Consider the following 13,790-nt stretch of genomic DNA (forward strand, 5'->3'; position numbering starts at 1 on the left):
CCTCCAGTCCGTCCGTGGGTCGCGTCTACCGCTGCTGGAACGACTCCCAGAGCAGGAACCCGGTGAACAGCACGAACGGCGTGCAGGCGACCACGTTGAGCCAGCGGTGCTCGACGATCACCGCGGCGAACTCCCGCAGGAACGCACTCGGGACGTAGTACGCCGCCGTGCGGACGCCGACGACCTGAGCGGGCAGATCGAGGCGACGGGCCAGGGTCGCGGCCCGCAGCACGTGGTAGTTGTTCGTGACCACGACCATCTGGCCGTCCCGGCCGGCGCCCGTCTGCACGTCCCGCGAGAACCGCAGGTTCTCGCGGGTGTTCCGCGACGCGGTCTCCGCCACGACGTCGTCCGCGTCGGCACCGTGCGCCACCAGGTACTCGGCCATCGCGGTGCCCTCGGGGCGGGGCTCGTCGTCGCCCTGTCCGCCGGACGGCACGAGGAGCGGTCGGCGTCCGGCGGCTCGTTCGGCGCGGTAGACGCCGAGCGCGCGGTCGAGCCGGCTCTGCAGCAGGGGCGGGACCTCGCCGTGCACGAGCCCGGAGCCGAGGACCACGATCGTGTCGGGGACGATGCCGTGTCGTGTCCGCCCGTAGACCACGGAGTACAGGGCGAACGCGACCAGCGACAGTGCGAAGTACCCGCAGACGAACACCATCAGCACGGCGACCGCGATCTTCGTGCCGTCCCACAGCGTGAAGCCCTCACCGCTGCCCGAGACGAGCAGGGCGATGGCGATCGTCGGCAGCACGAACACGGCCACCCCGGCGGCGAGCGACAGCAGGTTGCCGACGCTGCGCCCCTCGGCCCGGAGCATCTGCAGGCCGTTCGCGACCAACGCGACGCCGAGCACCACCACGGCGAGCGGCACGAGCAGCAGCACCACGGCGACGAGCAGGCTGAACCCGGGGACCACCCTGGTCAGCACGGCCACGACCGTCGCGAGCCCGAACAGCACGGCCGCCGTCAGGAACACCCCGTTGCGGAGCATCCGCGGGTCCCGTCGCCGCCCCAGGACGTACAGCACCAGGAACAGCAGGGCGAAGACGGGAGCGGCGCCCAGCCCGAGCACCGTCAGCCGACCGCGCGACGGATCAGGTCGGCCACCCGTGCCTCGTCGGCCTCGGAGAACTCGGGGCTGATCGCCCACGACGTGGGCCAGAACGTGCCGTCGTCGAGCGCGGCCGAGTCCTGGAACCCGAGTGTCGCGTAGCGGGCCTTGAACTTGGCGGCGTCCTGGAAGAAGAACACCGCCTTGCCGTCCCGCGCGTAGGCGGGCATGCCGTACCAGAGCTTCGGCGCGAGCTCAGGCGCGACCTCGAGCGCGATGCGGTGGATGCGCTCCGCCAGACCGCGGTCCGGCTGGGGCATCTCGGCGATCTTCGCCTCGACCGCAGCGGCGTCGGCCGCTGCCTTCTCGGCCTTGGTGCCCTTCGTGCCGCGGGCGCGCTTGACCTCTGCGGCGTGCTCCTGCATCGCCGCGCGCTCCTCGTCGGTGAAGGTGGTCTCGGTCTTCGTCGTCCGTGCCATCGTCGTCTCCTCGTGGTCTCGTGCACCCATCATGGGTCCGGGAAGCGAAGCATGCGAGGCCAGGGCTCGAACGAGTGCCAGGCTCGTCCCATGACCTACATCGCCAGTGACGACCGCTACGACTCGATGACGTACCGCCGGACCGGCCGCTCGGGCCTCGACCTGCCGCTGCTCTCCCTGGGGTACTGGCACAACTTCGGGGACGACATGCCCTTCGAGAACCAGCGCGCCATCAGCCGCCGGGCGTTCGACCTCGGGATCACCCACCACGACCTCGCGAACAACTACGGCCCGCCCTACGGTGCCGCCGAGGTGAACTTCGGCCGCCTGATGCGCGAGGACTTCCGGCCCTACCGCGACGAGATGGTCATCTCGACGAAGGCCGGCTGGGACATGTGGCCGGGGCCGTACGGGCAGGGCGGTGGCTCGCGCAAGTACGTGCTCGCCTCGCTCGACCAGTCGCTGCAGCGCACGGGCCTGGACTACGTCGACGTCTTCTACTCGCATCGTCTCGACGCCTCGACCCCGCTCGAGGAGACGATGGGCGCCCTGCACACCGCGGTCCAGCAGGGCAAGGCGCTGTACGTCGGCATCTCGTCGTACGACGCCGAGCGCAGCCGGCAGGCGGCCGAGATCCTCCGCGACCTCGGCACCCCGCTCCTGATCCACCAGCCCTCGTACTCGATGCTCAACCGCTGGATCGAGACCGAGGGGCTGCTCGACGCCGCCGGCGAGCTCGGCTTCGGCGTGATCGGCTTCACCGCGCTGGCGCAGGGGCTCCTGACCGGCAAGTACCTGAACGGTGTGCCCGAGGACTCCCGCGCGGCAGCGGGCAAGTCCCTCGACGCGTCGAGCATCACGCCCGAGGTCGTCGAGCACCTCCGCGCCCTGAACGACGTCGCGGCCGCCCGCGGACAGTCCCTCGCGCAGCTCGCCCTCGCCTGGGCACTCCGCGACGAGCGGGTGACCTCACTCGTCATCGGTGCGTCACGGGTGTCGCAGCTCGAGGACAACGTCGCCGCGCTGTCGAACACGTCGTTCACCGACGAGGAACTCCGCGTCATCGACGAGCACTCGGTCGGCATCACGGACGTCGACCTGTGGGCGGGAGCCCGCGCGGGCGAGGTCTCCTGACCCGAGCGCCGCGCCGCACCAGTCCCTCGGCTGGTCGCATCTCGTTGCTCGGCGGATCTCGCCGGCTGGTCGCGACACGTCGCGGGTCGCCCGCCGACCGGTCACGAACCGTCGGCTGGCGGCGCCGCAGGCGACGGTCTGCGACCGCGCCACGCACGGCCGGCGGGGTGTCGTGACCGGTGCGGGGCCCTGGGCGCGCGGCACGGCGGCCGGGAGGCGCGGGGCACCCCGCCACGCGCCTCCCGTCCGTCGTCCGGTCGCGTTGCGTCGCGCGGCCGGCCCGCGCCGACTGGTCACGACACGTCGCGTGTCGCCCGCCGAGCGGTCACGAACTGTCGGCTGGCGGCGCCGCAGGCGACGGTCTGCGACCGCACCGCGGCTGACCGCCGGGACGGCGCCCGGAGCGAACTCCTCCGGGGCGCGGCGGCCGGTTGGTACCATCGACAGCGTTCGACAACACGCAGTGTGTATCTACCGGCCGCCGGCATCCCGGCGGACAACGGCGGCACCCGATGGGTCCGCCGCCACCGAACCGGGCGGGCCGAGAAGGCACAACCCCGATGCTCCAGACCCGTTCCACCGACGCCCCGCCCGCTCCGGACCGCTCACTCGTCTCCCTCGCCGGCCGCTGGTACTTCCCCGTGGCGTTCATCGCCCGGCTCCCGTTCGCGATGATGGTGGTCGGCGTCCTGACCCTCGTCGTCGCCGCCCGTGACTCCGTCGCCCTCGGCGGCATCAACTCCGCCGCCGTCGGCATCGGCTCCGCGATCTTCGGCCCGATGGTCGGCGCCGCGGCCGACCGATACGGCCAGCGGGCGGTGCTCGTCCCCGTCGGCCTGGTGAACGCGGCGCTGCTCGGGTTCTTCCCGTTCGTCGTCAGCGGCACCGCGCCCGACCTCGCCGTCCTCGCGGTCGCGTTCTGCATCGGTGCCTCGGCCCCGCAGGTCGCCCCGATGTCCCGCACCCGGCTCGTCGCGATCATCCGGCAGCGCATGGCCCCGGCGCGGCGCGAGAAGACCCTCAGCGGCACGATGGCCTACGAGTCCGCCGCCGACGAGACCGTGTTCATCATCGGTCCGTTCCTGGTCGGCATCCTCGCCAGCGCGATCGCCCCGTGGGTGGCCGTCGCCGGCGCCTCGGTCCTGACGTTCGTGTTCGTCACGGCGTTCGCGCTGCACCCGACCGGCAAGCTCGTGGTCGGCCAGCACGCGGAGCCGACGCAGGCACCCGCGCGGCAGCTCCTGCGCCCGAGGCTCGTCGTCGTGGTCGTCGGCATCCTCGGCATCGGGCTGTTCTTCGGCTCGACGCTCACCTCGCTGACGGCGTTCATGGAGACCCACGGCGAGGCCTCGCAGGCCGGCCTGCTCTACGGCCTGATGGGCATCGGTTCCGCCGGGTTGGCGCTCGGGTCGGCAGCGTTCCCCCGGGCCTTCGGCCTCGGCTGGCGCTGGCTCGTGTTCGGCGTCGTGCTCCTCGGCGGTGCGATCGCGTTCGCCAGCGCCGACTCCGTCGTCGCCGCGGGCATCGTCCTCGCGATCATGGGCATCGGGATCGGGCCGACCCTGGTCGCCCAGTACAGCCTCGGCTCCGACCGCTCACCGGTCGGCCGGTCCGCGACCACGATGACGATCCTCGGGTCGGCCGTGATCGTCGGGCAGTCGATCGCATCCGCCATCACCGGGGACGTCGCCGAGCACCACGGCACCACCGCAGCGATGCTGCTGCCGGCGGTCTCCGCCGCGATCGTCGTGGTCGCCGCGGTCGGCAACCTGCTGCTCCCGCGCCGGGCCGCGACCGCCTGACCGCGAACGTGACCACCTGACGGACCGGAGGCCCGTGGCGACGCCGCCACGGGCCTCCGGTCCGTCAGGTCGGTGCGTCAGGACTCCGTGTCGTCGACCAGCAGGTCCTCGTGCCGGTAGTCGTCGGCGCGCAGGCCGGCGCGGGCGATCATGTGCGTCGACACGGGTACCAGGAACAGCTGGAACACCATGATCGGCAGCACGACCCAGAACGCCGTCCACGTCCACACCGCGACCACGATGGCGGCCAGCGCGAGTGCGAGCCCGAGCACCTGCGGCTTCGCCATGGCGTGCAGACGGACGAGCGGGTCCGGGAACCGGACGATGCCGACCCCGGCGCCGAGCGACAGCAGCGACCCGACGAGCAGCAGCCCGATGGCGATCCAGGCGCGGATGCCGGCGTCGTCGACGAACGACTCGATGATCTCGATCACGACTGGTCCTCCTCGGCGCGCTCGGGGGTGGTGACGGTCAGTCCCTCGTCGGCCGGGTCGGCCGAGGGCGTGACGGCCCGGGCGACGGCGACCGTGGCGAACACACTCGTCGCCGAGATCACCACGAGCACGGGGATGCCGGTCAGGTCCTGGCGGATGACCATCGCGGCGGCGATCACCACGAGCACGGTGGTCAGCACCATGTCGGAGCCGATCATGCGGTCGAGGATGGTCGGGCCGCGCACGATGCGGAACACCGCGAGGGCGAACGTCGCCCCGAGGAGCGCGAGCACGAGCGCGACGGCGATGCCCATCACGACGACGGCGGGGCTCACCGGGTCACCTCCGGCAGGGGCTCGGACAGCTCGGAGACGTCCTGCTTGGATCCCAGTGCGCGGATGACCATGGCCTCGATCCGGAGTGCGACGCGGCGTTCGTCCTCGACCTGCTCGAGGCGCTCGGTGTCGAGTACGTGGAGCAGCAGGCGACGGCGCCGCAGGTCCACGTCGGCGACGTACGAGCCGGGCACGAGCGAGATCGCGAGCGTGGCCAGGGTGAAGGTCATCTCGGAGGTCGAGTGCAGCTGCACGAGCGTGATCGAGCTCCGCCGCACACCGCGAGGACGGAACGCGACCCAGGCGACCCGGAAGGACGCCACGACGACGAGCCCGGACCACACCACCAGGAACCGCAGCACGTGCACGATCGAGAACCGTGCGGACAGGGGGACCGGCGGGAGCGGCAGCGCCTGGGTGACGATGAGCGCCACGACGATGCCGCACAGCAGCGTCAGCGGGGTCCACGACCCCCAGAGCAGCGCCCACAGCACGGTGAGCCCCGCGACCAGGGGCACGTCGTAGCGCCACGCCAGCGCGATCCGGCGGGCGTTCGAGATGCGGCGGACGTCGGTCATCGCTCACCTCCGAGCACGGCCTGCACGTAGCGGTCGGGCGACTCCAGCGACTCCGCTGCGCGGGTCGCGTAGCCGTAGAGCGGGCCGGCGACGACCGTCAGGGCGACGGACCCGAGCACCGCGACGGTCGTCACGCCGACGAGCATGCGCGGCAGGCGCACCTTCTCGGGAGCCTCGCCGACCGCCTCGGTCGCGCCGGTGGTCGGACTGGAGGCGGTGGCCGCGTGCGGTGCGTCGGTGACCGTCACCGAGCCTCCCGGGTGGTACGCCTCGCCCGTTTCCTCGGAGACGGTGAGCGGCGCCGGTTCCGGGGAGCGCAGGTGGGCGTGCGGTTCGGCGCTGGTCGCGTGCGGAGCCGCGGCCTCGGCCGCCGGCTTCGGCCGCCAGAAGGCGGCGTCCCAGACCCGCATGAGCGCGTACAGGGTGAGCAGTGAGGTGACGACGCCGGCGCCGATGGTGACGTACGCCATCGGGGAACCGTCCTCGGCGGCGGCGCGGAACAGGCCGAGCTTGCCGATGAAGCCGGAGAACGGCGGGATCCCGCCCAGGTTGAACGCGGGGATCAGGTACAGGGCGGCCAGCAGCGGTGCGGCCTTCAGCAGTCCGCCGAGCGACCGGGTCGAGGTCGTCCCGCCGACGCGCTCCATCAGACCGGACACCAGGAACAGCGTGGTCTGCACGACGATGTGGTGCACCGTGTAGAACACCGCTGCCGCCGTCCCCGCGACGGTGCCGAGTCCGACGCCCATCACCATGAAGCCGATGTGGCTGATCAGCGTGAAGGACAGCAGCCGTTTCACGTCGGTCTGCGACACCGCGCCGAGCACCCCGACCACCATCGTCAGTGCGGCGACGACGAGCAGCACCTCGTTGAGCTGTGGTCGTGGGAAGATCACCGTCTCGAGCCGGATGATCGCGTAGATGCCGACCTTGGTCAGCAGGCCCGCGAACACCGCGGTGACCGGCGCCGGGGCCGTCGGGTACGAGTCCGGCAGCCAGAACGCCAGTGGGAACACGGCGGCCTTGATGCCGAACCCGATCAGCAGCATCGTGTGCAGGAGCAGCTGGACGTGCTCCGGCAGGTCGGCGACGCGCTCGCTGATCTGGGCGATGTTCACCGTGCCGGTGGCGCCGTAGACCAGCCCGATGGCGGCGAGGAAGATCGCCGACGCGATCAGGCTCGTGACGATGTACGTCGTGCCGGCCCGGACGCGCTGTTCGCTGCCGCCCAGCGTGATGAGCACGTAGCTCGCCACCAGCAGCATCTCGAACGCGACGTACAGGTTGAACAGGTCACCGGCGATGAACGAGTCGAGCACACCGGCCGCGAGCACCAGGTACGTCGGGTAGAAGATCGTGACCGGGGCGTCCTCGTCGTCGGCGGCCAGGCCCTGCCCGATCGAGAACAGCAGGACGAGCAGCAGGACGCTCGCACTGACGGTGAGCAGCAGTGCGCTGAGCCGGTCGACGACGAGCGAGATGCCGTACGGGGCGTCCCAGCCGCCGACCTGCACCACGATCGTGCCGTGCCGGTCGACCAGGACCATGAGCGTGGCGGCGACGGCCAAGGCCACGACGAGCACCACGACGGTGATCGCACGCTGGAGCTTCTGGTGCCGGAGGAGTCCGAGCGCGACCGCGGCACCGAGCAGCGGGACGAGGACGAGGAGCGGGACGAGCCAGGTCATCGGGTCGCCTCCTGTTCTGCGTCGGTGGTGGTCTCCGGGTCCTCGTCGGCCGCCTCGTCGCGGTCGCGGCCGATCGCGGCGTCGGCTTCGTCGACCTCGACCTCGTCGGCGCGGGACAGCTGCCACGACCGGTGGATCAGGGCCAGCAGGAACGCACTGACGGCGAAGGTGATCACGATCGCGGTCAGGGCGAACGCCTGGGGGAGCGGGTCGGTGATGCCCTCGGCGCTCTTGCCGATCGGCGGATCGCCCGCGGCGCCGGACATCACCAGCAGCAGCAGGTTGAGCGAGTTGCCGAGCAGCAGGAAGCCGAGGAGCATCCGGGTCAGGGAGCGTTCGAGCAGCAGGTAGACGCCGCACGAGAACAACACCGCCATGGCGATCACGAGGACGAGGGTGACGGTCACGTGGCGCTCCCTTCCGGGGTGGGGGCATCGAGGGCGTCGCTGACGGACCCCTCGGTGGTGTCGCGGGTCGGGGTCGAGGCGTCCTCGAGGCGCTGCCGGTCGACCTCGGCGCCGAGGCTGCGGAGGACGTCGAGCACCAGACCGACGACGACCAGGTAGACGCCGATGTCGAAGAACGTGGCGGTGACGAACTCGACGTGCCCGAGGATCGGGACGGTGGCCTCGAAGAACTCGGAGTACAGGGCTTCACGGCCGAAGAACAGCGGCACGATCGCGGTGATCGCTGCCGTCGCGACACCGAGCCCGAGCAGTCGACCGGCACGCACCGGGGCCGCTGCACCGAGTTCGGCCGGGCCGCCGGCCAGGTAGCGGGCCGCGAGTGCGATGCCGGCGACCAGGCCACCGGCGAACCCGCCACCGGCCGAGTTGTGCCCGGCGAACAGCAGGTACACCGACAGCACGATCAGGCCGTGGAACAGCAGGCGGACGACCACGTCGAGCAGTGCCGAACGGCCGGTCGGGATCGCGGCGCTCGTCGGCAGCCAGGCGCGGGGCTCGCCGTCGGTGCGCTCGCCGTTCGCGGTCAGGGTCTCCGGCAGGTCCCGCAGCCGGGGCAGGGTGTCCTCGCGCGAGTTCACGAAGATCAGGCTCGCGACGCCGGTGGCCGCGGCGACCACGACGGTGAGCTCACCGAGGGTGTCCCAGCCGCGCAGGTCGACGAGGGCGACGTTCACGACGTTCAGACCGTGCCCGAACGAGCTCGTCAGTGCGGGCAGGTCGGGCCAGAGGGGGCGTGCCGTTCGGGCCGAGGCAGCAACGACGACGACGATCGCCAGCGTCAGCCCCGCCAGCCCGGCGAAGAGCGCCCGCACGACCCGGAACCGCGACGGGTTGGTCGTGGCGATGCGCGGGGGCAGCCGTCGGAGCACCAGGACGAAGGCGATCAGGGTGACCGTCTCGACCACGAGCTGCGTCAGGGCGAGGTCGACGGCGCCGTGCAGGACGAACAGCACCGAGAGGCCGTAGCCGGTGACGCCGACCAGGACCGCGGCGGCGAACCGGGTCTTCGCCGTGAGCACCGCGATGCCCGCGATCGACATCACGATCATCACCGGGATCTGGCCCCACGAGTCGGCGAACCGGACGTGGAACTCCCACGGCCCGCCGAGCACCAGGTTGGCGAGCGCCCCGGCGACGAAGACCGACAGGATCACGGTCAGGTAGTAGGGGAGCGAGCCGCGCTGCAGGCTCGCGGTGAGTCCGGTCGCCCCGCGGTCGAGCAGTCGCATGCCGTGCCGGTACGTCCCCGCAGCGCTCGGGAACCCCGCGAGCCGGTGCTGGAGCGCTTCGACCGGACGACGCAGGGCGAACAGTGCGAGGCCGCCGACCAGGGTGATCGCGGACAGGCCGAGCGCGGGTTCGAGGCCGTGCCAGAGCGCGAGGTGCGGGACCTCCTGTCCGCCGAGTGCGGCGGTCGTGGCAGCGGGCTCGATGCCGTGCGCGACCACCGGGGTGAGCAGGCCGAGTGCGAGCCCGGCCAGCGCGAGCACCGAGGGCACGACGGCGAGGCCGTGCAGGGCGTGCGGCTCGGTGGTCGCGACGCCGGGCTTGCGGGCGAAGGCGCCCCACAGGAACCGCAGCGAGTAGGCCACGGTGAGCACCGATCCGACGGTCACGCCGATCAGGGCGAACCAGGCCCAGCCGGCGTCGGGGCCGTGCAGGGACTCGGTGAACCCGGTCAGCACGGCTTCCTTCGCGACGAACCCGATCGTCGGCGGGATCCCGGCCATCGACAGCAGCGCGAGCACCGCGACGACCGCCAGCCACGGGCGGGCACGGCCGAGCCCGCTGAGCTGACCGAGGTCACGCGTGCCGGTGACGTGGTCGATCGCGCCGACGACCAGGAAGAGCGTCGACTTGAAGGCGGCGTGGGCCACGAGGAGCGCGACCCCGCCCAGGGCGACCGCGGGGGCACCCCAGCCGGCGGCGAGCACGAGGAACCCGAGCTGGGCCACGGTGCCGTAGGCGAGCAGGAGCTTGAGGTCGGTCTGCCGCAGGGCCCGGTACCCGCCGACGAGCATCCCGGCGACGCCGAGCAGCGTGATCGTCTCGCGCCAGCCGTCGAGCAGCGCGAACGCGGGGGCGAGCCGGGCCACCAGGTAGATGCCGGCCTTCACCATCGCCGCGGCGTGCAAGTACGCGCTGACCGGGGTCGGTGCGGCCATCGCGGCGGGGAGCCAGAAGTGGAACGGCACGATCGCCGACTTCGTGAGCGCCCCGAGCAGCACGAGGACCACCGACACCGAGACGACCGTGCCGCTCGGGGGATCGGCGACGATCGCGGACAGCGAGGTCGTGCCCGCCGTGACCGAGAGCATCACGAGGCCCGCGAGCATCGCCAGACCACCCGCGGTGGTGACGACGAGCGCCTGCATGGCGGCGGCGCGACTGGCACGCTTCGCGGCGTCGTGCCCGATGAGCAGGTAGGAGAAGACCGTCGTGGCCTCCCACAGGACGAACAGCACGATGACGTCGTCGGCGATCACGAGCCCGTACATCGAGCCGGCGAAGGCGGTCAGGACCCCGGCGAACCGACCGAGCCCGGGTTCGTCCCGCTCGAAGTACGAGGCGCAGTAGACCAGCACCAACGCGCCGACGACCGACACCACGAGGGCGAGCACCCACGACAGGGCGTCCATCCGCAGCGTGACGTCGAGGTCGAGCTGGGGGACCCACTGGTGCCGTTCGACGACGCTGCCGTGCAGGGCGGCGTCGGTCTGCGCGATCGTCAGCACCGCCGCCGCGGCGGGGGCGAGGGCCGCCACGTAGAAGGCGCGGCGGCCGAGGACGGGGGTCAGGGCGGGGACGATCAGGGCGACGATCGCGAACGCGACGAGGACGAGGACCATCGGGCACCTCCTCGGGGTCGGGCTGCAGTCCGGCTCACTGGGCTTTCACAGCCTACGGAGGACGCCATGTGGAGAACCTGTGCGGCCGGACAGCAGTCCGCTCAGGTCCGGCCGTGCGCGCGAGCGGGGATCTGGGTTGCGAGCTTGCCGCCGGAGACGTCGAGCAGGGTGCCGGTGATGTACCCGGAGGCGTCGCTCGCCACGAAGACGAGCAGGTCGGCGACGTCGTCCGGCGTCTCCCACCGGCGGAGCGACAGCGTGTCGAGCAGGCGGTCCTGCGCCTCGGCCGGCATCGACGCGAAGCCGTTCATCGCCGTCGGCACCATGCCCGGTGCGTAGGCGTTCACGGTGATCCCCCACGGGCCGAGCTCCGACGCCAGGACCCGGGTGAACGAGACGACGGCGGCCTTCGACGCCGCGTAGGCAGCGCTCCCGACGCTGGGCACGATCGCCGCGAACGATGCGGCGTTGATGATCCGCCCGCGCCCGGCGGCCTGCATCACCGGAGCCACGGCCTGGCTCATCAGGAACGTGCCGCCGAGGTTGACGTCCATGCAGCGGCGCCAGGCGTCCCACTCCAGTTCGGCGACCGTGCCCGTGACGTTGATGCCGGCGTTGTTCACCAGCACGTCGATCGTGCCGTGTCGCCGGACGACCTCGTCCACGGCGACGCGGACCGACGGCGGGTCGGCGACGTTGCACACGACGTGGTCGAGCGGGAAGTCCGGCTCGAAGGCCAGGTCGAGCGCGACGACGCGACACCCCTCGCTGACGAAGCGGTCGGCGAGCGTGCGGCCGATCCCGCGCGCTGCGCCGGTCACGACCACCACGCGGTCGGTCAGGTCGAGGTGCATCGTTGCTCCCGTCGTCGGTGCCTTGAATAGGCATACTATTCGAGCATGACGGATCAGCGTGTGCTCTGGGTCACGGGTGGCGGCAGCGGCATGGGGGCTGCGAGCGCCGAGGCAGCGGCGCGGGACGGCTGGACCGTGGTCCTCAGCGGGCGCCGTGCCGAGCGGCTCGAGCAGGTCGCACGCACCATCCGCGACGCCGGGGGAACCGCGGACGTCCTGCCCCTCGACGCGAACGACACCGACGCCGTCACCGCCGCGCGGGACACCGTGCTCGACCGGCACGGGCGGCTCGACGGGCTCGTGCTGGCGGCCGGGCTCAACGCCCCGAGGCGCCGGTGGGACGACCAGTCGCTGACCGACTTCCGCGCGATCGTGGACACGAACCTCACCGCCGTCGTCTCGCTGGTGGACGCCGCGCTGCCGGCACTCCGCGCGGCCGGCGGCGTGGTCGTCGTCGTGTCGTCGTACGCCGGGTGGTCCTTCCAGCCCGGGGCGGGTGTCGCGTACTCGGCGAGCAAGTCCGCGCTCGCGTCGGTCGTCCGGACGCTCAACCAGCAGGAGGCCGAGCACGGCGTGCGTGCCACCCACCTGTGCCCGGGTGACGTCGCGACGGACTTCCTCGACCAGCGGCCGGAGGTCCCCGACGCGGCCGCGCGGCAGCGCATGCTCCAACCGGAGGACATCGGGTGGACGGTCGCCTTCGTGCTCGGGTCGCCGGCACACGTGCGCATCGACGAGCTCGTGCTGTCGCCGGTCTCGCAGCGGTGACGAGCACCTTCGAACGGGTCCTCGACCAGGTCGGTGCCGCCGTCGTCTCCGGTGCGGTCGCCGTGGGCAGCCGCCGGAGCGTCGACGACCTGGTGACCTGGACGGGCGCCAGTCGCAGCATCGTCCGCGAGGCCGTCCGCGTCCTCGTCGCGCTCGGCCTGCTCAGCGCGCGGCGCCGGGTCGGCGTGACCGTCCTCGGCGTGTGGGAGTGGGACGTCCTGGACCCGCGCGTGGTGCGGTGGCGTCTGCGGGGCCCCGACGGCGAGCGCGTGGCGGCCGAGCTCCGCGAGCTGCGGGCGGCGGTCGAACCCGCCGCCGCTGCCGCAGCGGCCCGGCGAGCGGCGCTCGACGCGTGCGCGGACCGACGGGAGGCCCTCCGCACCACCGCGGACGAGCTCGCCGCCGCCGCGACCCGCGACGACCGCCTCGACTTCGTGGCCGCGGACGTGCGGTTCCACGCGCTCGTGCTCGGCCTGTCCGGCAACGCCCTGTACCGACGCCTGCACCAGGTCGTCGGCCAGGTGCTGCGCGAACGCGGGAGCATCCGCCCGGACCGGCACGACGTCGGCCTCCACCTGGCACTCGCCGACGCCGTCCTCGACGGCCGCCCGGACGACGCGGCCTCGACCATGCGGGCGATCGTCGACCGCACGTGAGCGGGGCGCGCCGGACCTGCGAGGATGGACCCCGGCGCGCCCCTCCGGCGCCCGTGGAGGGTGAGTCGTGGACGCAGCACAGGACCTGGTCGTCCAGCTCGTCGGCACCCCGTGGGCGTTCTTCGTGGTCGGCCTCGTGCTCGCCGTGGGCAGCGTCGCGGTCTTCCTGCCCAGCCAGGCACTCGTCGTCGCGATCGGCACGCTCCTGGTGGGCGGTGACGGCGGTCTCCTGCCGGTCCTCTTCCTCGTCGTCGCGGCGTCGATCGGGATGGTCCTCGGCGACCTCGGGCTCTACCACCTGGCGCGGTCGGTCGACCTCGGCTCGAGGTCGTGGTTCGCGCGTCCGAAGGTCCGCGCGGCCCGGGACGCCATCGACGGCCGCTACCGTGCCGCTCCCGGGCGCATCGCGGTGCTCGGACGCTTCATCCCGATGGGCCGGTTGACGACGAACCTGGTCGGCGCGGACAGCGGGCTCGACCTCCGACGGTTCCTGCTCAGCTGTGTGCTCGCCGACGTCGTGTGGGCCGCGTACTGCGTCGGCATCGCCTCGGCCACCGGGCGCTGGAGCCGCGAGCAGCCCTTCCTCGTCACGACCCTCGCGGTCGTGGCGTCGATCCTGCTCGGCCTCGCGATCTCCGCGATCGAGAAGGCCGTCCGACGACGCGCCGAGGCTGCGGCCGCGGCCTGACGAACGT

14 protein-coding genes are annotated in these 13,790 nt (G+C 72.3%); 5 read left to right on the top strand and 9 right to left on the bottom strand.

All coding sequences use genetic code 11. The features are described 5' to 3' along the window. Nucleotides 1-25: 25 nt before the first annotated feature. Nucleotides 26-1,072, bottom strand: a complete 1,047-nt coding sequence (locus DEJ11_RS01440) for a YdcF family protein (RefSeq protein ID WP_258375355.1) — start codon at nucleotides 1,070-1,072, stop codon at nucleotides 26-28. Between the two features lie 2 nt (nucleotides 1,073-1,074). Continuing rightward, nucleotides 1,075-1,530, bottom strand: a complete 456-nt coding sequence (locus DEJ11_RS01445) for an iron chaperone (protein ID WP_196783353.1) — start codon at nucleotides 1,528-1,530, stop codon at nucleotides 1,075-1,077. A gap of 90 nt (nucleotides 1,531-1,620) precedes the next feature. Between DEJ11_RS01445 and mgrA the strand changes: the two genes are divergently transcribed. Together mgrA and DEJ11_RS01455 are read left to right on the top strand one after the other, a co-directional pair. Beyond that, on the top strand, nucleotides 1,621-2,664 hold the full coding sequence (mgrA, locus tag DEJ11_RS01450) for an L-glyceraldehyde 3-phosphate reductase (protein ID WP_071245810.1): 1,044 nt from the start codon (nucleotides 1,621-1,623) through the stop codon (nucleotides 2,662-2,664). Between the two features lie 560 nt (nucleotides 2,665-3,224). Then, the gene (locus DEJ11_RS01455; RefSeq protein ID WP_111103354.1) at nucleotides 3,225-4,466 is read left to right on the top strand and encodes an MFS transporter; all 1,242 of its coding nucleotides are present in this window, start codon (nucleotides 3,225-3,227) and stop codon (nucleotides 4,464-4,466) included. Between the two features lie 77 nt (nucleotides 4,467-4,543). Here DEJ11_RS01455 and mnhG read toward each other — a convergent pair whose 3' ends face one another. The 7 genes from mnhG to DEJ11_RS01490 all read right to left on the bottom strand — a co-directional run bounded on the left by mnhG (nucleotide 4,544) and on the right by DEJ11_RS01490 (nucleotide 11,671). Beyond that, entirely contained in the window at nucleotides 4,544-4,900 is a 357-nt protein-coding gene (gene mnhG, locus DEJ11_RS01460) for a monovalent cation/H(+) antiporter subunit G (protein WP_071245814.1), read from the bottom strand. Beyond that, nucleotides 4,897-5,235 (bottom strand): MrpF/PhaF family protein, encoded by a 339-nt coding sequence (locus DEJ11_RS01465; RefSeq protein ID WP_111103356.1) that lies wholly within the window; start codon nucleotides 5,233-5,235, stop codon nucleotides 4,897-4,899. Before DEJ11_RS01465 ends, mnhG begins: the two co-directional genes overlap by 4 nt. Next, nucleotides 5,232-5,813 carry a Na+/H+ antiporter subunit E gene (locus DEJ11_RS01470; RefSeq protein ID WP_071404815.1) on the bottom strand — a complete coding sequence of 194 codons (582 nt, stop codon included), beginning with the start codon at nucleotides 5,811-5,813 and terminating at the stop codon, nucleotides 5,232-5,234. The genes DEJ11_RS01465 and DEJ11_RS01470 overlap by 4 nt, the downstream gene beginning before the upstream one ends. Next, nucleotides 5,810-7,501 (bottom strand): Na+/H+ antiporter subunit D, encoded by a 1,692-nt coding sequence (locus DEJ11_RS01475; protein WP_017887554.1) that lies wholly within the window; start codon nucleotides 7,499-7,501, stop codon nucleotides 5,810-5,812. The genes DEJ11_RS01470 and DEJ11_RS01475 overlap by 4 nt, the downstream gene beginning before the upstream one ends. Then, a complete protein-coding gene (locus tag DEJ11_RS01480) occupies nucleotides 7,498-7,908 on the bottom strand; it encodes a Na(+)/H(+) antiporter subunit C (RefSeq protein ID WP_110865552.1) in 411 nt (136 codons plus the stop codon). The genes DEJ11_RS01475 and DEJ11_RS01480 overlap by 4 nt, the downstream gene beginning before the upstream one ends. Beyond that, nucleotides 7,905-10,817, bottom strand: coding sequence for a Na+/H+ antiporter subunit A (locus tag DEJ11_RS01485; protein ID WP_111103357.1), 2,913 nt, complete (start codon nucleotides 10,815-10,817; stop codon nucleotides 7,905-7,907). Before DEJ11_RS01485 ends, DEJ11_RS01480 begins: the two co-directional genes overlap by 4 nt. Before the next feature lie 101 nt (nucleotides 10,818-10,918). Further along, nucleotides 10,919-11,671, bottom strand: coding sequence for an SDR family NAD(P)-dependent oxidoreductase (locus tag DEJ11_RS01490; RefSeq protein ID WP_111103359.1), 753 nt, complete (start codon nucleotides 11,669-11,671; stop codon nucleotides 10,919-10,921). Between the two features lie 45 nt (nucleotides 11,672-11,716). Between DEJ11_RS01490 and DEJ11_RS01495 the strand changes: the two genes are divergently transcribed. From DEJ11_RS01495 to DEJ11_RS01505, 3 genes are all read left to right on the top strand, one after another. Then, nucleotides 11,717-12,439, top strand: a complete 723-nt coding sequence (locus DEJ11_RS01495) for an SDR family oxidoreductase (protein ID WP_111103361.1) — start codon at nucleotides 11,717-11,719, stop codon at nucleotides 12,437-12,439. Beyond that, nucleotides 12,436-13,095, top strand: coding sequence for a FadR/GntR family transcriptional regulator (locus DEJ11_RS01500; protein ID WP_181440816.1), 660 nt, complete (start codon nucleotides 12,436-12,438; stop codon nucleotides 13,093-13,095). Before DEJ11_RS01495 ends, DEJ11_RS01500 begins: the two co-directional genes overlap by 4 nt. A 67-nt stretch (nucleotides 13,096-13,162) precedes the next feature. After that, complete coding sequence (locus tag DEJ11_RS01505) at nucleotides 13,163-13,783, top strand: DedA family protein (protein ID WP_111103365.1); 621 nt, start codon at nucleotides 13,163-13,165, stop codon at nucleotides 13,781-13,783. Nucleotides 13,784-13,790: the final 7 nt, after the last annotated feature.

Source organism: Curtobacterium sp. MCLR17_058 (genome assembly GCF_003234705.2).
GTDB lineage: Bacteria > Actinomycetota > Actinomycetes > Actinomycetales > Microbacteriaceae > Curtobacterium > Curtobacterium flaccumfaciens.